Annotated in this window: 23 protein-coding genes; 17 read left to right on the top strand and 6 right to left on the bottom strand. The window is 61.4% G+C overall.

Translation table 11 applies throughout. The annotated features are described in order from the left end of the window. Nucleotides 1-238: 238 nt before the first annotated feature. From V8G57_RS10390 to V8G57_RS10350, 9 genes are all read left to right on the top strand, one after another. Entirely contained in the window at nucleotides 239-2,866 is a 2,628-nt protein-coding gene (locus V8G57_RS10390; protein WP_342829324.1) for a DNA topoisomerase III, read from the top strand. A 151-nt stretch (nucleotides 2,867-3,017) separates the two neighbouring features. Beyond that, nucleotides 3,018-4,196 (top strand): pyridoxal phosphate-dependent aminotransferase, encoded by a 1,179-nt coding sequence (locus tag V8G57_RS10385; protein ID WP_342829323.1) that lies wholly within the window; start codon nucleotides 3,018-3,020, stop codon nucleotides 4,194-4,196. Between the two features lie 195 nt (nucleotides 4,197-4,391). After that, the gene (locus V8G57_RS10380; RefSeq protein ID WP_092395381.1) at nucleotides 4,392-5,348 is read left to right on the top strand and encodes a sugar ABC transporter substrate-binding protein; all 957 of its coding nucleotides are present in this window, start codon (nucleotides 4,392-4,394) and stop codon (nucleotides 5,346-5,348) included. 93 nt (nucleotides 5,349-5,441) lie between these two features. Continuing rightward, nucleotides 5,442-7,037: a sugar ABC transporter ATP-binding protein gene (locus V8G57_RS10375; protein ID WP_342829322.1), complete on the top strand. Its 1,596-nt coding sequence runs from the start codon at nucleotides 5,442-5,444 to the stop codon at nucleotides 7,035-7,037. 23 nt (nucleotides 7,038-7,060) lie between these two features. After that, nucleotides 7,061-8,026, top strand: coding sequence for an ABC transporter permease (locus V8G57_RS10370; protein WP_342829321.1), 966 nt, complete (start codon nucleotides 7,061-7,063; stop codon nucleotides 8,024-8,026). 34 nt (nucleotides 8,027-8,060) lie between these two features. Beyond that, nucleotides 8,061-9,068: a LacI family DNA-binding transcriptional regulator gene (locus V8G57_RS10365; RefSeq protein WP_342829320.1), complete on the top strand. Its 1,008-nt coding sequence runs from the start codon at nucleotides 8,061-8,063 to the stop codon at nucleotides 9,066-9,068. A gap of 51 nt (nucleotides 9,069-9,119) precedes the next feature. Next, complete coding sequence (rbsK, locus tag V8G57_RS10360) at nucleotides 9,120-10,040, top strand: ribokinase (protein WP_342829319.1); 921 nt, start codon at nucleotides 9,120-9,122, stop codon at nucleotides 10,038-10,040. A gap of 1 nt (nucleotide 10,041) precedes the next feature. After that, nucleotides 10,042-10,434 (top strand): D-ribose pyranase, encoded by a 393-nt coding sequence (gene rbsD, locus V8G57_RS10355; protein WP_092395369.1) that lies wholly within the window; start codon nucleotides 10,042-10,044, stop codon nucleotides 10,432-10,434. A 53-nt stretch (nucleotides 10,435-10,487) separates the two neighbouring features. After that, nucleotides 10,488-10,733, top strand: coding sequence for a DUF3717 domain-containing protein (locus tag V8G57_RS10350; protein ID WP_092395366.1), 246 nt, complete (start codon nucleotides 10,488-10,490; stop codon nucleotides 10,731-10,733). Here V8G57_RS10350 and V8G57_RS10345 read toward each other — a convergent pair. Then, nucleotides 10,722-12,233 carry a B12-binding domain-containing radical SAM protein gene (locus V8G57_RS10345; protein WP_342829318.1) on the bottom strand — a complete coding sequence of 504 codons (1,512 nt, stop codon included), beginning with the start codon at nucleotides 12,231-12,233 and terminating at the stop codon, nucleotides 10,722-10,724. The genes V8G57_RS10350 and V8G57_RS10345 overlap by 12 nt on opposite strands. A gap of 211 nt (nucleotides 12,234-12,444) precedes the next feature. On the opposite strand from V8G57_RS10345, the gene V8G57_RS10340 reads away from it, so the two are divergent. Continuing rightward, entirely contained in the window at nucleotides 12,445-12,735 is a 291-nt protein-coding gene (locus V8G57_RS10340) for a type II toxin-antitoxin system HicA family toxin (RefSeq protein WP_342829317.1), read from the top strand. Continuing rightward, entirely contained in the window at nucleotides 12,710-13,129 is a 420-nt protein-coding gene (locus tag V8G57_RS10335; RefSeq protein WP_342829316.1) for a type II toxin-antitoxin system HicB family antitoxin, read from the top strand. The genes V8G57_RS10340 and V8G57_RS10335 overlap by 26 nt, the downstream gene beginning before the upstream one ends. 9 nt (nucleotides 13,130-13,138) lie before the next feature. On the opposite strand, the gene V8G57_RS10330 is transcribed toward V8G57_RS10335, so the two are convergent. Next, the gene (locus V8G57_RS10330) at nucleotides 13,139-14,767 is read right to left on the bottom strand and encodes an ABC transporter permease (protein WP_342829315.1); all 1,629 of its coding nucleotides are present in this window, start codon (nucleotides 14,765-14,767) and stop codon (nucleotides 13,139-13,141) included. 135 nt (nucleotides 14,768-14,902) lie between these two features. Here V8G57_RS10330 and V8G57_RS10325 point away from each other — a divergent pair, with 135 nt between their 5' ends. Further along, nucleotides 14,903-15,979, top strand: coding sequence for an ABC transporter ATP-binding protein (locus V8G57_RS10325; RefSeq protein ID WP_342829314.1), 1,077 nt, complete (start codon nucleotides 14,903-14,905; stop codon nucleotides 15,977-15,979). Here V8G57_RS10325 and V8G57_RS10320 read toward each other — a convergent pair. Beyond that, a complete protein-coding gene (locus tag V8G57_RS10320) occupies nucleotides 15,968-16,138 on the bottom strand; it encodes a hypothetical protein (RefSeq protein WP_342829312.1) in 171 nt (56 codons plus the stop codon). The two genes, V8G57_RS10325 and V8G57_RS10320, sit on opposite strands and share 12 nt — an antisense overlap. Nucleotides 16,139-16,151: 13 nt before the next feature. Then, nucleotides 16,152-17,186: a Fe(3+) ABC transporter substrate-binding protein gene (locus V8G57_RS10315; RefSeq protein WP_342829311.1), complete on the bottom strand. Its 1,035-nt coding sequence runs from the start codon at nucleotides 17,184-17,186 to the stop codon at nucleotides 16,152-16,154. A gap of 193 nt (nucleotides 17,187-17,379) precedes the next feature. On the opposite strand from V8G57_RS10315, the gene V8G57_RS10310 reads away from it, so the two are divergent. From V8G57_RS10310 to phaP, 3 genes are all read left to right on the top strand, one after another. After that, nucleotides 17,380-18,564: a patatin-like phospholipase family protein gene (locus V8G57_RS10310; RefSeq protein ID WP_254784982.1), complete on the top strand. Its 1,185-nt coding sequence runs from the start codon at nucleotides 17,380-17,382 to the stop codon at nucleotides 18,562-18,564. Beyond that, nucleotides 18,564-19,346: a M15 family metallopeptidase gene (locus V8G57_RS10305; protein ID WP_342829308.1), complete on the top strand. Its 783-nt coding sequence runs from the start codon at nucleotides 18,564-18,566 to the stop codon at nucleotides 19,344-19,346. Before V8G57_RS10310 ends, V8G57_RS10305 begins: the two co-directional genes overlap by 1 nt. A 136-nt stretch (nucleotides 19,347-19,482) precedes the next feature. Further along, nucleotides 19,483-20,037: a TIGR01841 family phasin gene (gene phaP, locus V8G57_RS10300; RefSeq protein ID WP_342829307.1), complete on the top strand. Its 555-nt coding sequence runs from the start codon at nucleotides 19,483-19,485 to the stop codon at nucleotides 20,035-20,037. A gap of 47 nt (nucleotides 20,038-20,084) precedes the next feature. Here phaP and V8G57_RS10295 read toward each other — a convergent pair whose 3' ends face one another. Continuing rightward, on the bottom strand, nucleotides 20,085-20,999 hold the full coding sequence (locus V8G57_RS10295) for a LysR family transcriptional regulator (protein WP_092395343.1): 915 nt from the start codon (nucleotides 20,997-20,999) through the stop codon (nucleotides 20,085-20,087). Nucleotides 21,000-21,136: 137 nt separating this feature from the next. On the opposite strand from V8G57_RS10295, the gene V8G57_RS10290 reads away from it, so the two are divergent. Further along, nucleotides 21,137-21,535, top strand: a complete 399-nt coding sequence (locus V8G57_RS10290) for a DoxX family protein (protein ID WP_092395340.1) — start codon at nucleotides 21,137-21,139, stop codon at nucleotides 21,533-21,535. A gap of 21 nt (nucleotides 21,536-21,556) precedes the next feature. Next, nucleotides 21,557-22,354, top strand: a complete 798-nt coding sequence (gene ygiD / locus V8G57_RS10285; RefSeq protein WP_342829306.1) for a 4,5-DOPA-extradiol-dioxygenase — start codon at nucleotides 21,557-21,559, stop codon at nucleotides 22,352-22,354. A gap of 18 nt (nucleotides 22,355-22,372) precedes the next feature. Here the strand turns inward: ygiD and V8G57_RS10280 are convergent, their stop codons facing one another. After that, a complete protein-coding gene (locus V8G57_RS10280; protein ID WP_342829305.1) occupies nucleotides 22,373-23,590 on the bottom strand; it encodes a phospholipase D-like domain-containing protein in 1,218 nt (405 codons plus the stop codon). Nucleotides 23,591-23,612 lie beyond the last annotated feature (22 nt).

Here is a 23,612-nt window from a genome sequence, read left to right as displayed (position 1 = left end):
ATGCTGGCTAGATTTCGGTCTTGCTGCTTGCGACTTTTCCAACAACCCGCTTATCATTGGCCGCATTATGCGGCGCCGGCCGTGAAACCTGCCGCGAATTACTGCTACGAGTTTGCTGCGGGAGTTTACTGATATATTACGGGTGATTTCCTGTTGGCAACTAAATTTCCGGACTGCCGCGGCGAGCCAAAGCAAAAACATGCGCTGAAATGATGCGCGCAACTTTCGAGACAACACTATGAGCAAGACCCTCATCATTGCTGAGAAACCTTCTGTCGCGAACGACATCGCGAAGACGCTCGGCGGCTTCACCAAGCACGATGAGTACTTTGAATCCGACGAATACGTCCTGTCCTCGGCGGTCGGCCACCTGCTGGAAATCGCCGTTCCCGAAGAATACGACGTCAAGCGCGGCAAATGGACTTTCACCCACTTGCCGATGATCCCGCCGCATTTTGCGCTGAACCCGATCGCCAAGACCGAGTCGCGCCTCAAGGTGCTCAACAAGCTGATCAAGCGCAAGGATGTCACCTCCCTGATCAACGCCTGCGACGCCGGGCGCGAAGGCGAGCTGATTTTCCGCCTGATCGCGCAATATACGAAAGCCAAGCAGCCGGTCAAGCGGCTCTGGCTGCAATCGATGACGCCGGGCGCGATACGCGACGGCTTCACCCACCTGCGCGAAGACAAGGACATGCTGCCGCTGGCCGACGCTGCCCGCTGTCGCAGCGAAGCGGACTGGCTGATCGGCATCAACGGCACGCGCGCAATGACCGCCTTCAATTCGAAAGAAGGCGGTTTCTATTTGACCACCGTGGGCCGGGTGCAGACGCCGACCCTGTCGATCGTGGTCGAGCGCGAAGAGAAGATCAAGAAGTTCGTGCCGCGCGATTTCTGGGAAGTGCGCGCCGAGTTTGTCTGCGCCGCCGGCATCTACGAGGGTCGCTGGCTCGATACCGCGCACAAGAAGGATGAAACTGATCCGGAAAAACGCGCCGAGCGCCTGTGGAGCAAGGCTGCCGCCGAATCCATCGTGGCTGCCTGCCGCGGCAAGCTGGGCACGGTGCGCGAAGAGTCGAAGCCGACCACCTCGATGGCGCCGGCGCTGTTCGACCTGACCAGCCTGCAGCGCGAAGCCAACTCGCGTTTCGGTTTTTCCGCCAAAAACACCCTGGGCCTGGCCCAGGCGCTGTACGAAAAGCACAAGGTGCTGACTTACCCGCGTACCGATTCGCGCCACCTGCCGGAAGATTACCTGAGCACCGTCAAGCAGACGCTGGAGACGGTATCGGAGAACAACAACTACCAGCAGTTCGCCGCGCAGATCCTGAACAAGGGCTGGGTCAAGCCGAACAAGCGCATCTTCGACAACACCAAGATCAGCGATCACTTTGCGATCATCCCGACCACGCAGGCGCCGAAGAACCTGTCGGAGCCGGAACAAAAGCTGTACGACCTGGTGACACGCCGTTTCATGGCCGTATTTTTCCCTGCCGCGGAGTTCCAGGTCACCACCCGTTTTACCGAAGTTTCCGGCCATCAGTTCAAGACTGAAGGCAAGGTCATGACGAATCCGGGCTGGCTGGCGATCTATGGCAAGGAAGCCGCGGATGAAAAGGATCCGGAAAACAGCGGCACGCTGGTTGCGGTAGCCAAGGATGAGAAGGTCAAGACCGACAAGATCACCGCCAACGGCCTGGTCACCAAACCGCCGGCGCGCTATACCGAAGCGACCTTGCTGTCGGCGATGGAAGGCGCGGGAAAACTGCTGGACGACGGCGACCTGCGCGAAGCGATGGCCGGCAAAGGCCTCGGTACGCCGGCGACGCGAGCCGCGATCATCGAAGGTTTGCTGAACGAAAAATACCTGCTGCGCGAAGGCCGGGAAATGATGCCGACCGCCAAGGCGTTCCAGCTGATGACCTTGCTGCACGGCCTCGGCGTCGACGAACTGACTGAGCCTGAGCTGACCGGCGAGTGGGAATACAAGCTGTCGCAGATCGAACGCGGCACCATCAGCCGTGAAGAATTCATGCGCGAGATCGCGCAGCTGACCCAGATCATCGTCAAGCGCGCCAAGGAATACGATAACGACACCATCCCCGGCGACTATGCGACCTTGCTGGCGCCGTGCCCGAACTGCGGCAGCGTGGTCAAGGAAAACTATCGCCGTTTCGCCTGCACCAAATGCGAATTCTCGATGAGCAAGACGCCGGGCAGCCGCCAGTTCGAAATCCCTGAAGTCGAAGAATTGCTGACCAAGCGCACCATCGGCCCGCTGCAAGGATTCCGTTCGAAGATGGGCCGTCCGTTTGCCGCGATCCTGAAGATCAGCCGCGACGAAGAGATCAAGAACTACAAGCTGGAATTCGACTTCGGCCAGAACGACGGCGAAGGCGAAGACGGCGAGGGTGTCGATTTCACCGGCCAGACCGCGCTGGGGCCTTGCCCGAAATGCGGCAACGGCGTCTACGAGATGGGCCTGGCTTACGTCTGCGAAAAATCGGTAGCGAAACCGAAGGCTTGCGATTTCCGCAGCGGCCGCATCATCCTGCAGCAGGAAATCCTGCCGGAGCAAATGGTCAAGCTGCTGAACGACGGCAAGACCGACTTGCTGCCAGGCTTCATTTCGCAGCGTACGCGCCGTCCGTTCAAGGCTTTCCTGGTCAAGGGCAAGGACGGCAAGGTCAGTTTCGAGTTTGAAGAACGCAAGGCCAAGGCGCCGCCGAAGGGCAAGGCGAAAGCCGCGGCTGTCGAAGGCGAAGAGGGCGAAGTGGCAGCGGTAGCGAAGAAGCCGGCTGTCAAGAAACCGGCGGCGAAAAAGGCCGCCCCAAAACGGGTGGTCGCCAAGCGCAAAGCTGCATAAAGCTTTGCCGGCACCTGAAGAAGCCGCTCGTTGAGCGGCTTTTTTATTGCTGCGGACAGGGCGCCGGGCACTGGCTCGGTGATTTTGCCGTGCCACCGCCGGCCATGCTTCGGCTACACTTGCTTGTCGCTTTTGCTCACCGGATATTGCCATGCCCCTGGATCATCCTACCGTCGCCCGCGCCGTGGTGCGCCAACTGGAAGCTTCGCGCATCCGCGAAGTGGCCAACGTCGGCATGGGCCGCAGCGATGTCCTGCCGTTCTGGTTCGGCGAGCCCGACCAGGTAACCCCGAGCTTCATCCGCGATGCGGCCAAGGCCGGACTGGATGACGGCGATACCTTCTATACCCATAACTATGGCATCCCGCCTTTACGGGCGGCGATCGCGGCTTATTTGTCCGCTTTGCACCAGCCCATCGGCGCCGACCGGATCGCCGTCACTTCGTCCGGTGTATCGGCGCTGATGGTGCTGTCGCAGCTGATCATCAATCCCGGCGACCGCGTGGTGGCGGTGACGCCGCTGTGGCCGAATGTCGCCGAGATTCCGAAGATCCTCGGCGCCGAGGTGACGCGGGTGGCGCTGCAGTTCGGCCATACCTGGGAGCTCGATCTGCAGCGGCTGCTGGACGCCTTGACGCCGGATACCCGCGCGGTCCTGCTGAACTCGCCCAACAATCCGACCGGCTGGGTCATGCCGCGTGAACAGCAGGAGATCGTCCTGGCGCACTGCCGCCGGCACGGCATCTGGATCGTGGCCGACGATGTCTATGAGCGGCTGGTATACACCGACCAGCCCGATGCACCGCAATGCGCACCATCCTTCCTGGATATCGCCGCTGCCGACGACCGCCTGATTTCCTCCAACAGCTTTTCCAAATCCTGGCTGATGACCGGCTGGCGGCTGGGATGGCTGGCAGCGCCGCCGGCCTTGATGACGGACATCGGCAAGCTGATCGAGTACAACACTTCCTGCGCACCCGGCTTCGTGCAGCGCGCCGGCGTAGTCGCCATCGAGCGCGGCGATGAAATCATCGGCGCCACGGTGGCCCGTTATCGCGCGGCGCGCGATTTCCTGTACCAGCGCCTGAACGCTTTGCCGGGAATTACGGCGCCGCGGCCCAAGGGTGCGATGTATCTGTTTTTCCGTGTCGACGGCGTCAGCGACAGCCTGGCGCTGTGCAAGCAGCTGGTGCGCGAGGCCGGCCTTGGCCTGGCGCCCGGCAATGCCTTCGGTCCCGAAGGCGAAGGTTATGTGCGCTGGTGTTTTGCCAGTTCGCTCGAGCGCCTGGAAGATGGCGTGCAGCGGCTGGAACGCTTTCTTTCCTCCTGATCCGGCATCCGTCCCAGCACCGGGATTCCCTGGCTAGCCGCCGCCCGGACAGTTCATTGCGGTTTTGGCAAGCAATGCAACGGTCTTGAGTTTTGGCTGGATCTGGTGCTATCATCGAAACGCGCAAACGTTTGCGCGTTCCAAATGATGGCACGACAAACATGCCGCTCAACAACAAATTTCAGGAGACTTTCGATGAATACCCGTATCCGCCTCAAGCTGATTGCCGCCACCGTGCTGGTTTGCGCACTGCCGTCCCTGCCAGCCATGGCGCAGACCGCCGCCAAACCGAAGGTTGCGCTGGTGATGAAATCGCTCGCCAATGAATTTTTCCTGACCATGGAAAACGGCGCCAAGGAACACCAGAAGGCGCATGCCGCCCAGTATGACTTGCTTGCCAACGGCATCAAGGACGAACAAGACACTTCCAACCAGATCAAGATCGTCGAACAGATGATCGTTTCCAAGGTCAACGGCCTGGTGATCGCGCCGGCCGACTCCAAGGCGCTGGTGCCTGTCATCAAGAAAGCCATCGACGCCGGCATCATCGTGGTCAATATCGACAACAAGCTGGATGACGCCGCTCTCAAGGAAAAAGGCATCACCGTGCCGTTCGTCGGCCCGGATAACCGCAAGGGCGCCAAGCTGGTCGGCGACTACCTGGCCAAGCAGATCAAGAGCGGCGACAAGGTCGGCATCATCGAAGGCGTGTCGACCACCATCAATGCGCAGCAGCGCACCCTGGGCTTCCAGGATGCAATGAGCGCGGTCGGCGCCAAGGTCGTCGGCGTGCAATCGGGCCAGTGGGAAATGGCGCCGGGCAACCAGATCGCTGCCGCCATGCTGAATGCGCATCCTGACATCAAGGCATTGTTGGCCGGTAACGACAACATGGCCCTGGGTGCAGTCGCCGCGGTCAAGGCCGCAGGCAAGACCGGCAAGGTGCTGGTGGTCGGCTACGACAACATCAACGCCATCAAGCCGATGCTGAAAGACGGCCGGGTCCTGGCGACAGCCGACCAGTTCGCTTCGCAGCAAGCGGTGTTCGGCATCGAGACGGTGTTGAAAGCGATTACCGACAAGAAAGCCCAGAACACGCTCGGCGGCACCGTCGAGACCAAGGTCGCGCTGGTGACGAAAGACAGCAAATAATCCAATTAATTGCGCAACCGCGCGGGGCAAGGTAGAAAGTACCTTGCCTTGCTCCGCCAAGCATAACTACAGCTGTCACTGCTGGAGTACAGAATGTCCAATGAATCCATGGCGGCGGCGCGCTCCGACGGGCGCGCCGCTGCATCCGCAGTTCCCATGTTGAGTTTGAGCGGCATCGGCAAGACCTATGTCGAGCCGGTCTTGAGCGATGTCTCGATCAGCATCAGCCCGGGCCAGATCCTGGCCCTGACCGGTGAAAACGGCGCCGGCAAAAGCACGCTGTCGAAAATCGTCTGTGGCCTGGTCGATCCCACCACGGGCAGCATGCTGCTCGACGGCCAGCGTTACCAGCCAGGTTCGCGCAAGGAAGCCGAACATCTCGGCATCCGCATGGTGATGCAGGAACTGAACCTGATCCCGACTCTGAGCATTGCTGAAAACCTGTATTTCAACCAGCTGCCGCATCGCTTCGGCTGGATCGACAAGGCCAGGCTGGCAGAGGATACGCGGATCCAGATGGCGGCGGTAGGATTGACCGACCTCGACCCCTGGACGCCGGTCGGCGAACTGGGCGTGGGCCACCAGCAAATGGTGGAAATCGCGCGCAACCTGATCGGCAGCTGCCGCTTGCTGGTGCTCGACGAGCCGACCGCCATGCTGACCAGCCGCGAAGTCGAACTGCTGTTTACGCAGATTGCCCGGCTGCAGTCGGAAGGCGTTGCCATCATCTATATTTCGCATCGGCTGGAAGAGCTGAAGCAGGTGGCCGACCGCATTGCCGTATTGCGCGACGGCCAGCTGGTGTGCGACGACGCCATCGGCGGCTACAGCACCGATGCGCTGGTGCAGCTGATGGTCGGCCGCGCCGCCGAAGCCGAGCTGGATCTTGGCCACCGCACCATCGGGGCGCCGTTGCTGCGCGTGCGCAATATCGGACGCGGCAAGGCGGTTGCGCCGACTTCATTCGATTTGCGCGCCGGCGAGATCCTCGGCGTTGCAGGTCTGATCGGCTCCGGCCGCACCGAATTGCTGCGCCTTGTTTTCGGCGCCGACCGGGCCGACCAGGGCGAGGTGTTCATCGGCGATCAAGCGCAGCCAGCAAAAATTTCTTCGCCGAAAGACGCCATCGCCGCCGGCATCGCCATGATCACCGAAGACCGCAAGAGCCAGGGTTTGCTGCTGCCGCAATCGATCGGCTTGAACACGACGCTGGCCAAGCTCTCGGCGGTCAGCAGATTCGGCGTGCTTGACCAGCAAGCTGAAGCCGGGGTCGCCGGCGATTACATCAAGCGCCTGCGGATCCGCTCGCGCAACGGCATGCAGGCGGCAGGAGAACTGTCCGGCGGCAACCAGCAGAAGGTGGTGATTGCGCGCTGGCTGTACCGCGATTGCCCGATCATGCTGTTCGACGAACCGACCCGCGGCATCGACATCGGCGCCAAGTTCGATATCTACAAGCTGCTGGCCGAACTGTCGCGCCAAGGCAAGGGACTGCTGATCGTATCGAGCGACCTGCGCGAACTGATGCTGATCTGCGACCGCATCGCAGTGATGAGCGCCGGCAAGCTGGTCGACACGTTCGAGCGCGGCCAGTGGAGCCAGGAGACGATCCTGGCGGCGGCCTTCAGCGGCTACATGAACGGCAACGGCAACGCTCCTGCAGACACTGCAGCCGTGCAAGCTGCCTGAAGTCCTTAACCTATCCGAAAATCATGACAACACTTTCTTTTACCCGAAGCATGTCCGGCCTGAAGAATTACCTGGGCCTGATCGGCGCGCTGCTGGCCATGTGCGTGCTGTTCTCCATCCTGAGCGAAAATTTCCTGACCGCCGCGACCTTCACTACCTTGTCCAACGATATCCCGACGCTGGTGGTGATGGCGGTCGGCATGACGTTTGTGCTGATCATCGGCGGCATCGACCTGTCGGTGGGTTCGGTCATGGCGCTGGCGGCTTCGGTGCTGTCGATGGCGATGGTGCGCTGGGGCTGGCCCCTGTTCGCGGCCGCCACGCTGGGCGTGCTGGTGGCCAGCTTGTGCGGCATGCTGACCGGCCTGATTTCGGTCGGCTGGCGCATTCCTTCGTTTATCGTCTCGCTGGGTGTGCTGGAAATGGCGCGCGGCCTGGCTTACCAGGTCACCAACTCGCGTACCGAATATATCGGCAGCGCGGTGGACGGCATCAGTTCGCCTATCCTGTTCGGCATGTCGCCGGCTTTCCTGTCTGCCATCCTGATCGTCGTCATCGGCCACCTGGTATTGACCAAGACCGTGCTGGGACGCCACTGGATCGGCATCGGCACTAATGAAGAAGCGGTGCGCCTGTCCGGCATCAATCCGCGGCCCAGCAAGGTGCTGGTGTTCGCCCTGATGGGTTTGCTGGCCGGCGTCGGCGCCTTGTTCCAGGTATCGCGGCTGGAGGCGGCCGACCCGAATGGCGGCGTCGGCATGGAGCTGCAAGTGATTGCGGCGGTGGTGATCGGCGGCACCAGCCTGATGGGCGGGCGCGGCTCGGTGATCAGCACCTTCATCGGCGTGCTGATCATCTCGGTGCTGGAAGCGGGCCTGGCGCAGGTCGGCGTCAGTGAACCGATGAAACGCATCATTACCGGCCTGGTGATTGTCGCTGCCGTGGTGCTCGATACTTACCGCCGCCGCGGCGAACGTTCCACGCATTAAACTACCGCCCGCAACCAGGCATTGAGTAAATAACATGGCAACCATCAAGGATGTAGCGCGCACGGCCGGGGTTTCATACACCACGGTTTCGCACGTCCTGAACCAGACCCGGCCGGTCAGCGCCGACGCCCGGGCGCGAGTGCTGGCGGCGGTGGAGTCGATGGCTTATGTGCCGAGCGCGCTGGCGCGTTCCTTGAAAAGCAAGGCTACCGGCAGTATCGGCCTGATCATCCCGAACAACACCAATCCGTATTTTTCGGAAGTGGCGCGCGGCATCGAAGACAGTTGTTATGCCGCCGGCTACAGCGTCATCCTGTGCAACTCCGACGACGATCCGGCCAAGCAGCGCGATTACCTGAACGTATTGCTGACCAAGCGCTGCGATGGCCTGATCGTGGCTACGCTGGCGCAGACCGACGGCGAACTGCTGCGCAAGATGAAGGTGCCGACGGTGCTGCTGGACCGTGCGCCGAAGGACATGGCGATCGACCTGGTGGCGGTCGACAACGCCGCCGGCGGCGTGCTGGCGGCCCGGCACCTGCTTAGCCTGGGTCGGCGCCGCATCGCCTGCATCGGCGGCCCGCAGGACATCGCCATTTCGCGCGAGCGGATCGGCGGCCTGCGCCAGACTTTGCTGGCTGCCGGCGTCGAATTGCCGGAGGCGCTGCTGGCCTATGCCGATTTCACCAGCGCCGGCGGCTACCTGGCGGCGCGCAGCCTGCTGGCGCGCTTTGCATCCCTGCCTTCGCAAGCGCCGGACGCGATTTTTTGCTGTAATGACCTGATGGCGATCGGCGCGCTGCGTGCCGCGGCTGAGCTCGGCATCGCGGTGCCGCAAGTGCTGGCGGTGGTGGGCTTCGACGATATCGACCTGGCCCAGTTTGTCCATCCGACCCTGACCAGCGTCGCCCAGAATACCCGCAGGCTGGGCCAGCTCACGGCTGAATGCCTGCTGCAGCGGATCGCAACGCCCGACCGCCCTTTGCAACGGTTGTCGATTGCGCCCGAATTGCATGTCCGCGGTTCGACCGTGGCGTCGTGACGGCTTGAATTTCAGTTTCCTTTTTTAGTAATCCTTATTTAAAGAACGCACATGATCGTCATCATCGGCAGTATCAACATGGACCTGGTGCTTAACGTGCCGCGCATGCCGCATCCCGGTGAAACCCTTTCCGGCGGGCGCTTCCAGACCATCTCGGGCGGCAAGGGCGCGAACCAGGCAGTCGCTTGCGCGCGCCTCAGCGCCGACGACGTCAAAGTGGCGATGGTGGCTTGCCTCGGCGACGATGCGTTCGGGACGGAACTGCGCGCCGCCTTGCGCAACGACGGCATCGACGACAGCCATGTCAGCACGATCAGCGGCGAAGCATCGGGCGTGGCTTCGATCCTGGTCGACGCCAGCGGCCAGAACAGCATCGTGCTGGCGGCCGGCGCCAACGACGCCTTGAGCCCGGCCCATATCGATGCCGCGCGCGGCTTGATCGAACAGGCGCGCATCGTCGTCCTGCAGCTGGAAACGCCGCTGGCAGCCGTACGCCACGCAATCGGGCTGGCGCATCAGCTGGGCAAGATCGTGGTGCTCAATCCGGCGCCGGCGCCGGCGCAAGCCTTGCCAGCCGATTTGCTGGCGCAGGTGGAATACCTGATCCCGAATGAAATCGAGGCGGCCATGCTGGCCGGCCTGAATGCCGCCAGCCTGGATAACGACGCCGCCATCGAAGCCGCAGTCGCAAAGTTGCGCGCCGATGGCAGCAGCAATGTGCTGGTCACCTTGGGCGAGAAAGGCGTTTATGCTGCGCTGTCGTCAGGCTCGGTCCATTTTGCGGCGCAGCCGACCAAGGCGGTGGACACCACCGCTGCCGGCGATACCTTCATTGGCGGTTTTGTCGCCGCGCTGGCGGAAGGCCGCAGCGAAGCCGACGCTATCGCCTTCGGCCAATGCGCAGCGGCCTTGAGCGTGGCCCGCGTCGGCGCGCAAACCTCGATTCCTTATCGCCGCGAACTGGAGGCTTGAGATGAAGAAGAGTCCATTGCTGAATATCGCGTTGTCGCAACTGATCGCATCGCTCGGCCATGGCGAAAGCGTGGTGATCGGCGACGCCGGCCTGCCGGTGCCGCCTGGCGTGCCGCTGATCGACCTGGCGCTGACGCGCGGTGTGCCCGGTTTCATGGTTACGCTGGAAACCGTGTTGACTGAAATGCAGGTCGAACACCATGTGCTGGCCGATGAACTGCCATTGCACAGCCCGCAGCTGGCGCAGCAGATCGAGGCGCTCGGCCTGCCCGACAAGCGGACTTTGTCGCACGCCGATTTCAAACGCATGACGCACAGCGCAAAGGCGGTCATCCGCACTGGCGAGTTCACGCCGTATGCCAATATCATCCTGGTTGCAGGCGTGGTTTTTTGACAATATTTGTACCGCATGGCTGACAAGCCGGCGTCGGCAGGTACAATAAAGCCATGAATATCTCATTGCCCGAACTGGAACAAGCCATCAATTACTGGCGTCTGCAACGGCCTGCGGTAGGAGAAGAATGCGCATTGTCCCCCGAGGTCAATGCGCTCGCCGATGTATATGCCCTGATGATCATCAACCACAGCAGCAGCGTGGCGCTGGCCTCCATGGACAGCGTGGCGCAGCAGCTGATCGGCGCCTGGCGCCAGCACATGCTGGATATCAGCGCCGCCGCCAGGTCAGTGGGTTAAGTGGCGGGCCTGCCGTTTGGGCGCAGCTGCCGCGTCCGGTTTGGCCATGGGCGGCAAGTCCGCCGGCCTGGCCGGCTTGCCTGCGTAGTCCGTGCTGAGCACGGCGTTGACCGCACTCTCGCTCATCCCTTGTAATCGCAACCATTGACCGACTAGGCCTGCCAGCCTGTCCAGCGCAATCCTGTGGGTGGCGTCGGTCTTGCCGTAGAGCCAGTCGGAAAACGCCATGAAGTTGGCGAACGGCGAATCGCCCAGCAGGATCGGCAGCGTATGGGCGAAGCGGCCTGAATTGGCGACCAGGTCCCAGTAGCGCGAAAACCGCTGCAGGCGCTGCATGGTGGGAAAGTCGATCTTGCTGGTGGCGAGGATGGTGTAGGGCGGATGCGGGTCGAAGACCAGGCCGTAAGGCTCGGTGTGGCGGATGATCGGCGTGCCGCGCAGGCGCTTGAGGATGCCGAACTGGATTTCGTGCGGCTGCAGCGCCACCAGGCGGTCGAAGCCGCTGGCGAAACTGGCGACATCTTCGCCCGGCAGGCCGGCGATCAGGTCGACATGCAGGTGGGCCTGCGATTGCTGCATCAGCCAGCGGATGTTTTCCGCTGCCTTTTCGTTGTTTTGCCTGCGGCTCACCAGCGCCTGCACTTCGGGATTGAAGCTCTGGATGCCGATTTCAAATTGCAAGGCGCCGGGCGGGAATTGCGCAATCGATTCCTTCAATGCATCCGGCAGATGATCCGGCACCAGCTCGAAATGGGCAAACACAGGATCGTCCGGATTGGCCGCCAGCTTGTCGAGGAAGAACTGCAAGATCTTCAGGCTGGTCTTGACGTTCAGGTTGAAGGTGCGGTCGACGAACTTGAACAGCCGTGCGCCGCGCGCATGCAGCGACTCCATCTCGGCCAGGAATGCATCGAGCGCAAACGGCCAGGCTGTCTTGTCCAGCGCCGACAGGCAGAATTCGCATTTGAACGGACAGCCGCGCGAAGCTTCCACGTACAAGGTGCGATGGGCGATGTCATGGTCGCTGTACAAGCTGTACGGCAGCACGATATCGGCCATCGGCGGCTGTACTCCGGCATGGACTTTCATCAGCGGCTTCGGACCGTGCAGGATCTGCCGGCACAGTTGCGGCAAGGTGACGTCGCCCCAGCCTGTCACCAGGTAATCGGCGAGCTGGACGATCTGCTGTTCGGCCGATTCGTAGGACACTTCCGGTCCGCCCAAGACAATCACCATGTCCGGCGCGACCCGCTTCAGCATCGCCACCACCTTGGTGGTTTCCTCGATATTCCAGATATACACGCCGAAGCCGACGATGGTGACGCCTGTCTCGGCCTTGTGCGCCAGCAGCTTCTCGACGATGTCGGCGGTCTTGGCGCCGATGACGAATTCGTGCAGCTGCGTGGCTTCGCGCAGATCACTCATGTTGGCCTGCAGATAGCGCAGCCCGAGCGAGGCGTGGGAATAACGCGCATTGAGCGTGGACAGCAGGATGGTCATAGGTGGCTAGCGAAAAGATTGGCGGCAGAAACTGCGGGATGCTGCATTTTACGCCTGCCGACCTGGATGTCCCCCTAAGCTTTTAGGGGAATTGCCAAATTGACACAGTCAAGCTTGTTCACGAATATTGAAATAAATCGTCGCGGGCGGAGAAACACTGTTTTGCAACTAATTTCCAGTTGCAATTTTCAGGGAAGGGCAGGATAATCAAATGACTAAAGCCGATAAATTGCGCAGCCGGGCTGCATCCGTTCCAGCAGACTTTACATGGCATGAGCTGGTTAGCCTGCTCAGCACATACGGGTTTATCGAGTTTTCAGACAAGGGCGGGTCTTATCGCTGTTTTAGAACCGCTGCGGGCCTTAAGATTTTTGTGCATAAGCCCCATCCAGGCAATATCGTGAAAAGATATTTATTGTTAAAGGTCAACGGCAAGCTGAAAGAGTACGGTTTGACGAACGCCAGCGAGGAATGCAATGAGCGACAAAATACTCAGCTATAAAAATTATTCGGGCTCGATCGAGGTCAGCATCGAGGATGGCTGCCTGCATGGCGAGATATTGTTTATCAATGATCTTGTCAGCTACGAAGCGGAAAATGTCAGGGAGCTGCAAGCTGCATTTGCAGAAGCGGTGGATTCTTATCTGGACAAATGCCGGCGCGAGGGCCTGGAACCGGACAAGCCCTGCAGCGGCACGTTTAACGTCCGCCTCACGCCTGAACTGCATCGTAACGCCAGTGTGGCGGCGGCAGGGAAGGGGCAGTCCCTGAACGACTTCGTGAAAGACTGCGTCAGCGATGGCGTATCGGCGGCGATCAACAAGGATCCCGGTTCTACGCCGGACCGCAGTCACCTGCGCCCGGTGCCTGCCAAGGCCCGGCGCAACGCCGGATAAGGCAAATTCTTAACGCTGGTTCAGAGCTTTGGTTACCAGCAGCACGGGGATCAAGCCTACGGCTACAATCGTCAATGCCGGCAGCGCCGCTTCGCCGAGCCGCTCGTCGCGCGCCAGGTTGTGCGCGATTACCGCCAGCGTATCTGTATTGAATGGCCGCAGCAGCAGGGTGGCAGGCAACTCCTTGACCACATCCACGAACACCATCAGGAACGCAGTCGCCATCGAGCGCCACAGCAGCGGAGCGTGCAGGACGCGGGCGATGCGCCAGCCGCTGCTGCCAAGAGTGCGGGCTGCTTCGTCAAGGGTGGCTGGGATGCGCGCATAGCCGGCCTCTATCGATTGCACGGCAACCGCGCTGAAGCGCACCAGGTAGGCATACAGGATGCCGAACGAAGTCGCCGTCACCAGGATCCCGACCTGGTTTTGCGGCGACAGCGCTTGCAGCCAGGCCAGCGGCAGCAAGATGCCGACCGCGATCACCGAGCCGGGCACGGCATACCCCATCGCTGCCATGCGAGTGAGCAGGCGCAACAGCCATAGCTTGAACGGGGGCAGGCCGCGGCTGCGCTGCACATAGCTGAGCGCGAGCGCCACTGCTACCGCCAGCACCGCTGCGATGGCGCCGAAGCGGAAACTGTTCCAGGCCCAGCCGGCGTAACGCAGCAGGTCGACGCCGCTGGTCAGGTAGGGATCGCTTTCCTGGTGGAGGAATTCGCGCCACATCAAACGCAGCAAGATCAGCACCGGCAACACGAACCCGAGCGCAATCGGCAAACCGCATACCAGCCACGCCAGCAAACCTCGCCAGCCAGACAAGGGAGCAAGCCGGGTTTCGGGTGCACCGCCGCGTTGCCCTCGTACGCTGGAAAAGCGCATGCGCTGCTGGCCCTTGCGCTCGACCCACAGCAACAGCGCGACGATAGCCAGCAATACCGAGGCCAGTTGCGCCGCCGCCATCTGACTGTCCATGACCAGCCATGCTTTATAGATGCCAGTGGTAAAAGTGCTCAAGCCAAAATAGGCGCCGACGCCATAGTCGGCCAGGGTTTCCATCAGCGCCAGCGCGGCGCCGGCCATCAGCGCCGGCCGCGCCAGCGGCAGCGCCACGTGCCGGATGCGCGCGGCCAGGGGCATGCCCAGCAAGCGCGCGGCTTCCATGAGATGGACTCCGCGTTCGTTCAAGGCGCTGCGCGCCAGCAGGTAGGTATAGGGATAGAGCGTAAAGATGAACAGGAAGATCGCGCCCGGCAGGCTGCGTATTTCCGGCAGGCGCAGGCCGGGGATAAGCTGGCGCAAGCTGCTCTGCAGCACGCCACTGTACTGGAGGAAGTCAGTGTAGGCGTAGGCCGACACATAGGCAGGCATCGCCATCGGCAGCAGCAGCGCCCACTGGAAAAAACGGCGGCCGCGGAATTCGAACAGGCTGACCGCGACTGCCGTGGCGGCGCCGACCACGACTACGCCGGCAGTTACCGCCAGCGCCAGCCAGGCCGAGGTGGCCAGGTAAGCCGGCAATACTGTCTGCATCTGTTGCGACAGCAGGGCGATCGCCTGCGCATCCAGCCGAAGCCAGGCGCCGCCGATGCCGAGCAGGGGGAGTGCGATCAACAGTGCGATGAGAGCGATCAGTGGCATGTATATGGAAGCAGGAAATTACGGGATGCAAACGGGAGTACGGTAAACTACGGCTTTCCGCTGCTGGCTTTGCACTGCAAGCGCGGCTTCATCCCGAGCAACCGAATTGTAACCAGCCTCACTTATCCGTTTCCCATGTTTCTCACCCTCGATCAAGTCAGTGTCAGTTATCCAGGCGCGCCGGCACCGGCGGTGCAAGCCGTGTCGCTGCAGCTCGCCGCCGGCCAGCTCGGCGTGCTGATCGGCCCTTCGGGCAGCGGCAAGACCAGCTTGCTGCGCGCGATCGCCGGCCTGGAGCAGGCGCAGGGCGGGAGAATTTCCCTGGGGCAGGTGCTGCTGGATGGGCCCGAGACCAGGATTGCCGCCGAGCGGCGCCGTATCGGCATGGTGTTCCAGGATTTTGCCTTGTTCCCGCATCTGGACATTGCCGCGAATATCGGCTTTGGCTTGCATGACGCGTCGCGCCAGCAGCGCTTGCGGCGGGTCGATGAGATGCTGGCCCTGGTGGGACTGGAAGGTTCGCAGGAAAAATATCCGCATCAACTGTCGGGCGGCCAGCAGCAGCGGGTGGCGCTGGCGCGCGCCTTGGCGCCGGAGCCGCGCCTGCTGTTGCTGGACGAGCCGTTTTCCAGCCTCGACATCGAATTGCGCGAGCGCCTGGCGCAAGACGTGCGCCAGATCCTGAAGCAGGCCGGCATCACGGCGCTGATGGTGACGCACGACCAGCTGGAAGCATTCGCGATAGGTGACGTGGTAGGCGTGATGCAGCATGGCCACCTGGAGCAATGGGCGGCGCCCTATGATCTGTACCATCGCCCGGCGACGCGCTTTGTCGCCGATTTCATCGGCCATGGCGTATTGCTGCCAGGCCGCCTGGTCCAGCACGATGGACGGCCGGCGGTAGCGACTGCCTTGGGCGACTTGCAGGACGTCAGCGCCGCAGCCCTGCAGCATATCCAGGCGCACGGGCCTGCTCCGTTCGACGTGTTGCTGCGCGCGGACGATATCGTGCATGACGACGCTTCGCCGTTCAAGGCGCGCATAAAGCGCAAGTCTTTCCGCGGCGCTGAATTCCTGTACACGCTGCAGCTGGCGAGCGGCCAGGAGCTGCTGGCATTGGTGCCGTCGCATCACGACCATGCCGTCGACGAATGGATTGGCATCAAACTGGATGTGAGCCACGTGGTGACCTTCCCTTTATCAATTGCATGACTTTTCGGATAAATAATCATCATGGCGCAATATATTGTGGTCGGCCTGGAGTTTGGCGTGGTGCTGATGGTAGGGCTGGCGATTTACATGATCAGGAAAAAATAGATCGTGCACCGGCATGAAAAGGGCTGGCGCATCGCGCGCCAGCCCTTGCTCCAATCCTGGCCTCCTATTATTTGTAGTTGGCGCGGTCCAGCAATTGCTGGACTTTCTGCTGGTTGCGGCCCACTGCGGAAACGTCGATCACTTCCGCCTTGTACGGACCGAGCGCATCCGGCGCCGGATTGCCGCTCTTCACGCCTTTGACTGCCGGCGATTCGTTATTACCTTCGGCGAAATAGCGCTGCGCGTCGTCGCTGGACAAATACTCCAGGAACTTGACCGCAGCCTCGCGATGCGGCGCGTTCTTGGCGACGCCGGCGCCGGCGATGTTGACATGGGCGCCGGTGGTTTTCTGGTTAGGCCAGATCACCGCCACTTTTTTCATGACTTCGATATCTTCCGGCTTGCTCGATTTCATCAGCCGCGCCACGTAGTAGGAATTCGAAATCGCCACGCCGCATTCGCCGGAGGCGACCGCCTTGATCTGGTCGGTGTCGCCACCCACCGGCGAGCGTGCCTGGTTGGCGACATAACCCTTGAGCAGCGCTTCCGTCCCGGCTTCGCCATGGTGCTCCAGCAAGGAGCCGAACAGCGACACATTGTAGGGATGCGAACCGGAGCGGGTGCACAGCTTGCCCTTGTTCTTCGGATCGGCCAGCGCTTCGTAGGTCTCGACGTCTTGCGGCTGGACGTTTTGCCTGTTGTAGACGATCACGCGGGCGCGAGTCGAAAAACCGAACCACTGCGATCCTTTGCCATTGTCCTTGCCGCGCAGGTTGGCCGGGATGCGTTCGTCGAGGATGGCCGATTTCACCGGCTGGAACAAGCCGTCTTGTTCCGCCCGCCACAGGCGCGCCGCATCCACCAGCAAGATCACGTCGGCCGGACTGGCCGCGCCTTCGCTCTTCAGGCGCGCAACGGTGCCGGCGTCGTCGCCGTCGACGCGGTTGATCTTGATGCCGGTAGCCTTGGTGAAATTGCCATACAGCGCTTCGTCGGTTTGATAGTGGCGCGCCGAATACAGGTTCAGCACCTGCTCTTGAGCGATAACGGTAGCTGAACTGGCGGCCAGCACGGCGCTGGCGATGAGAGAGCGCAACAACATGGAGACTCCTGTTTTGGTGATCGAATGATAATTCATTGCCTGTAACAAATAGTTACATTTGGGGCTTGGCTAATATATCACAAATGAGAATCGTTACTGTTTATGATGGTTTGATGACATATCGGCTGTGGCCGCTGCCGTCCGCCGCTATCGGTTAATATGATTGCTCTTCCCTACACAAGACGGGCGCCAAATGAGCAATGCAACCACTTCCAAAGCACGAATCCGTACTAAAACCAAAGCCGAGTCCGTCACCCCGCGGGTGGCGCTGGTATTGCAGGGCGGGGGTGCGCTGGGGGCATATCAGGCCGGGGTTTATCATGCGATGCATGAAAACGGGCTGACGCCGGACTGGGTGGTGGGAACTTCGATCGGCGCCATCAATGCCGCGATCATCGCCGGCAATGAGCGCGATATGCGCTTATCGCGGCTCAAGGAATTCTGGGAGCAGGTCGGCCATGGCGACCTGATGGACCTGGGCAAGGTCACCGACAGCGCGCGCCAGTTCAACACCTGGTGGACCACCACCGACGTCACTGCGCGCGGCGTGCCGGGATTTTTCTCGCCGCGTTCGCCGAATCCTTTCGTGCTGGGCTGGCCGGTGCCGGCCGAGAAAGCCAGCTTTTACGACACCACCCCGCTGGCGGAAACGCTGTCGCGCCTGGTCGATTTCAAGCACCTGAACAATCCGGGCGGCATGCGCCTGACCGTCAGCGCGATGAAGGTCGCTTGCGGCAGCCTGGTCAACTTCGATTCGCAGGAAAGGACCATCGGCGTCGAGCACATCATGGCCAGCGGCGCCCTGCCGCCCGGCTTTGCGCCGGTGCGGATAGACGGCGACCTGTACTGGGACGGCGGCCTGTATTCGAATACGCCGCTGGAAGTGGTGCTGGACGACGAATCCAAGACTGACATCGATGGCAACACCTTGTGCGTCATGGTGGATCTGTGGAGCGCCAACGGTCCCGAGCCGGTGACCCTGGACCAGATCACGAACCGCCAGAAAGACGTGACCTTTGCCTCCCGTTCGGAGCGCCACATCGAAAACTACTTGCGCATGTATCAACTGCGGCGCGCCGCGCAAGCGCTGTACGACAAGCTGCCGCCTGAGCTGCGCAGCAAATCGGACCTCAAGGAATTCAAGGGCCTGCATGACAACAGCACGATCCATATCGTGCGCCTGCGCTATAGCGGCCATGACTGGAACATGCCGTCCAAGGACATCAATTTTTCGCGCGGCTCAATCGAATGGCGTTGGGAACAAGGCTACTCCGACGCCATGCAGGCCGCCGAGCGTGTCAAAGCCAATGGCGACACTTTCGGCGATTCCGACGCCGGCCTGGTGGTGCACGAACTGGTCATGCCGCCGGTGAGCTGATGACGGCTGCTTCCGTGCTGCGCCGGCTGACGCTGGCGCTGCTGCTGGCGGGCGCGGCATCCCAGGCCAGCGCCACCACGGGGCTGGACAGCCAGCAATGCGCGCTGCTCAAGCAACACGTATTGCGACCTGGGGCGCCGGTTGACTGCCCGCAGCTGCAAGTGGTCCGTTTCTCTTATCTCGACTTTGACCAGGTGCGCCACGACGACGGCGAGATCATGGTCATGGCAGCGGTTGCGCCCCAAGTAAAAGCGCTGTTCGACGAGCTGCTCAAGCGCCGCTTCCCGCTTGCGCAGGCCCGCCTGATGGAGCATTATCAAGGCAACGACGACGCCTCGATGGCGGACAACAACACTTCTGCCTTCAATGACAGGCCGATTACCGGCGGCGGAGCGGTGTCCTTGCATGCCTACGGTTTGGCGATCGATATCAATCCTTTGCAAAACCCGTATGTGCGGCGCGATGCGCAAGGCCGGCTGGCCTACAGTCCGCCGGCCGGGCAAGCTTTCGGCGAACGCATCGCCGGCCGGGCGGGGAGCAGCGAGCAAGTTGTGGAACTATTTGCGCAGCATGGTTTTCTGACCTGGGGCGGGGATTGGAAAAAGCCCATCGATTACCAGCATTTCCAGGTCAGCCGCAAGCTGGCGGAACGGCTGGCGAAACTGCCGGCGCCGCAGGCGCGCCAGCTGTTTGAAAGCACGGTGGTTGCCTACCGTGCTTGCCGTACCGGCCATGGCGGCAAACCGAAAGACAGGAAGGTTTGCGCTGCCGTGGCGAGCTAGCAGCCGATCATCCTAAGTCCGACAGGCTGCTAGGGACTGTTAAATTTGGCAGGAGGCAGATTCACATTTTGCTCATAGAATGTGCAATATTGCCATATTGATAGCAAGAGTTGATTTGTCCACACAGGAGAAGGCCATGTTTTCGTTTCATGAACAGTTTGCCGCAGCAACCAAAGCGCATTTCGAAGCCCAGTTGGCATTGCTCAATACCCTGACTACAAAAACCTTTGAGGGCGTTGAAAAAGTCATCGAACTCAACATCAACGCGACCAAGGCTTCGCTGGAAGAATCCGGCGGCGCCGCCAAGCAGCTGCTGAGTGCCAAGGATCCGCAGGAATTCCTCAACATCTCTGCGGCCCAGGCCAAGCCTGGCGCCGAAAAGGCTGCAGCCTACGGCCGTCACCTGGCTAGCATTGCTTCCGGCACCCAGGCCGAATACACGCGTGCCGCAGAAGCGCAATTGGCGGAAACCAGCCGCCGCATCAATGCCTTGATTGAAGAAGTCAGCAAGAACGCGCCGGCCGGTTCCGAAAATGCGATCGCGATCCTGAAATCAGTGATCAGCAACGCCAATGCCGGTTATGAGCAGCTGACCAAGAATGCCAAGCAGGCGGTGGAAACGCTGGAAGCCAACCTGAACAACGCCGGCGCGCAGCTGACCAAGGCGGCGACGCCGCGCAGCAAGAAGTAAGTCCTCGCTTGCCGATCCAGGAAAAAGGCCGCTGATGCGGCCTTTTTTCATATTGGCAGGTCGCGGTCCCAGGCCGGCACTTCGCCGAACTGCTGCGCCAGGAAATCAACAAAGGTGCGCACTTTGGCCGAGAGGTGCTGGCGGCTCGGATACACCGCGTGGACCGCCAGGGCGTCGCCGTGGTAATCGGTGAGGATCGGCTGCAGGCGGCCGTCGCGGATGGCGTCGCCGATGATGAACGTCGGCTCGCGGATGATGCCCATGCCGGCTACCGCCGCCGCCATCAGCAGATCGCCGTTATTGCAATGCAGGCCGCCGCCGACGCGCACCGTATGGACCTTGCCGTCGCGCTGCAGGCGCCATTCATTGCCTGGCTGCATATAGGCGTAGGTCAGGCAGGCATGCCGGGCCAGGTCGTCAGGATGCTGCGGCACGCCGTGCTGCGCCAGATAAGCCGGGGCAGCGCAGGTCAGCACATGCGCCTTGGCCAGCTTGCGCATCACCAGGCTGGAGTTTTGCAGGCGGCCGATGCGGATCGCCAGGTCGAAACCTTCTTCGACCAGGTCGACAATGCGGTCGGACAAGGTCACATCCAGTTCCACATTCGGATACCGCTGGGCATACAGCGGCAGCAGCCGGCCCAGGTGGTTGACGGAGAAAGATACCGGCGCGTTGACGCGCAACACGCCGCTCGGGTTGGCGGCATGCATGCCGGCCGCCAGCGTGGCTTGCTCAAGATCGGCCAGCACCTGCTTGCAGCGCTCCAGGTAAGCGCTGCCGGTATCGGTCAGACTGAGGCGGCGCGTGCTGCGGTTCAGCAGGCGCGCGCCCAGGTATTGCTCGAGGTCGGCGATGTGCCGCGTCACCGAGGGATTGGACAGGTTCAGGATCCGCGCCGCGCCCGACAAGCTGCCGGTTTCAGTCACTTTGACAAATACTTTCATCGCCTCGAACAGATTCATCGCAGTGCCTTATTATTTTGGAATTCGGAAATGTTATTTCAATAAAACATGATTTTTCTTTTGATTGCAAGAATATATAGTCGAATACGATCCATCAATTCCCTTGGCTTTTAACCATTTCTTGTGAAAGTAATACCATGAACAATCCAAGCGCCTATGCCGCCACCCTGCTCAGGCTGACCCTGGGCATCGCGCTGCTGGCCCATGCTTACCTGAAAGTGTTTGTCTTCACTTTGCCGGGCGCCGCCGCTTTCTTCGCCAGCCAGGGTTTCCCGGCATGGTCGGTATATCCTGTGGTGGCGGTCGAAGTGCTGACCGGGATCGCCATGGCGCTCGGCCTACAGGCGCGGATTGCCGCGGTGATTTCGCTGCCGGTGCTGTTGGGCGCATTATCGGTACACGCCGGCAACGGCTGGGTGTTCACCAGCCCTAACGGCGGCTGGGAATATCCGGCTTTCATGGTGGCGGCCGCCATTTCGGTAGCCTTGCTGGGCAACGGCGCATTTGCGCTGGGCGGCAGCCAGGCGGGTAAATAAATTTTTTTGGAAGAGATCAAGATGAGCACCATTGCCACCCGCATGCCGGCGATTTTCTTCGGCCACGGCAGCCCGATGAATGCACTTGAAGACAACCGCTACACCGCTGCATGGGCCGAGCTTGGCGCCCGCGCCGCCAAGCTGCGGCCGAAGGCGATCCTGTCGGTGTCGGCGCACTGGTACACGCGCGGCACCGGCGTCACGGCAATGGCGCAGCCGAAGACCATCCACGATTTCGGCGGTTTTCCGCAAGCGCTGTTTGACGTGCGTTATCCGGCGCCGGGCGATCCGCAGCTGGCGGCGCAGGTGCGCGACCTGCTGGCGCCGGTGGCGGTTGCCATGGACCACTCATGGGGGCTCGACCACGGCACCTGGTCGGTGCTGGCCAAGGCTTTTCCCAAGGCCGACGTGCCGGTGATACAGCTGAGCATCGACGCTACCCAGCCGGCGCAGTTCCACTTCGACCTGGGCCGCAAGCTTGCCGTCTTGCGCGAACAAGGCGTGCTGATTATCGGCAGCGGCGACGTGGTGCACAACCTGCGCCTGATGAACCGCAGCCAGGCTGCGCCGGTGCATGGCTGGGCCCAGCGCTTCAACGACCATATCCGGGAAAGCCTGGTGAACGGCGACATGCAGGCGCTGATCGACTATGCCGACCAGGGCCAGGATGCGCAACTGTCAGTGCCGACGCCGGAGCACTACCTGCCATTGCTGTACATCGCCGGCGCCAAGCAGGACGACGAGAAGATGACGATTGCCGTGGATGGCATCGACATCGGCTCCATCAGCATGCTGACCGCCGTGGCCGGCGCTGCCTGAGGCGGAGCCCTGGCAGGATTATTCCTTGCCCTTCACCGGCTTGGGATAATCCTTCATCACGTCGATCGGCTGGGCGTAGGCTGAATCCCATGTCTGTTGATGCAGGTCGGCGATGCGTTTTGCCATCTTTTCATTGCGTAGCACGATTTCCAGGTTGCGCGACAGGTCCAGGTAACCGCCGCTCCAGTTGCTGGTGCCGATCCACGCTACCTGGCCGTCTATCGCCATGGTTTTGCTATGGATGACCCGGGCGAATGGAATGAAGCCGCTGCTGGCTGGCGGCAGCGTGACAATCCTGATTTCCATGCCGGGCAGCAGCGCCAGGCTTTTCAGGTAGGCGATCGCCGGCTTTTCGGTATTCCAGTTCGACACCATCAGCTTCACCTTGACGCCGCGCGCCAGCGCAGCGCGGATCGCATTGTCGATGACCGCGTAATAAGGCCGGGTGTGATTCGGCCCGTAGCTCAGCGGCGCATAGTCGAGCAACTGTATCCTGACTTCGGATTTGGCCGCCGCCAGCAGTTTCGGCAATTCTGTTTCGGAGTCGCCGACACCGGGTGGATTGAAAGCGTTCGGACTGGCGACCAGGAACGTCGCTTGCTGGTCGTTGGCGCTCGCCACGGCCTGGTTCAGCCTGGGCACTTCTTTTCCTTGCGCGATCAGCTCCTGCGCATGCCAGTCGTGCTCGAAGATTTTCTGCAGCTGGCCGACCACTACGGCATCGGTAATGCGCAAGCCGGTTTCATGGATGTGCGCGAACGAGCGCCAGTCGAAATTCTGGCTGCCGACATAGGCGCTGCTGCCATCGACCACCATGTATTTGGCGTGGATGATGCCGTTGCCGGTCAGCCTGGAATAATCGAGATAGCGGAATTCCAGGTTGGGAATCTGCTTGAGCCGTTCGATGGTCGGCATGTCGGAGGCGAACTTGCCTTTTTCCTCCATCAGGAAACGGATCTTGACGCCGCGCGCGCCAGCCGCGGCAAGCCGCGCGATCACCTGCTCGAACGCGGCGCCAGGCTGGCTGGCGACATAGAATTGACCGAGCACGATCTGTTGTTTGGCGCCATCGAACATCTCGCTCCACACCTGCAGCGGCTCCCGCAAATCCGGCGTGGCCAGCGTGGTTTCAACCGGCGCGGTATGCACCAGTTCGTAGCCGGGGATGCCGAATTCGGCATGGGCGTTGCCGGCGCAGCCGAGCAGCATGGCAATCGTTGCGGTCAATTTACGCATGGGCGGTTCCGAAAAATTTTCT

The organism is Collimonas rhizosphaerae (assembly GCF_038896935.1).
Classification (GTDB): domain Bacteria; phylum Pseudomonadota; class Gammaproteobacteria; order Burkholderiales; family Burkholderiaceae_D; genus Collimonas; species Collimonas rhizosphaerae.
Note: the sequence above shows the minus strand (reverse complement) of the source record. Positions and strands in the feature narration are given on the sequence as shown.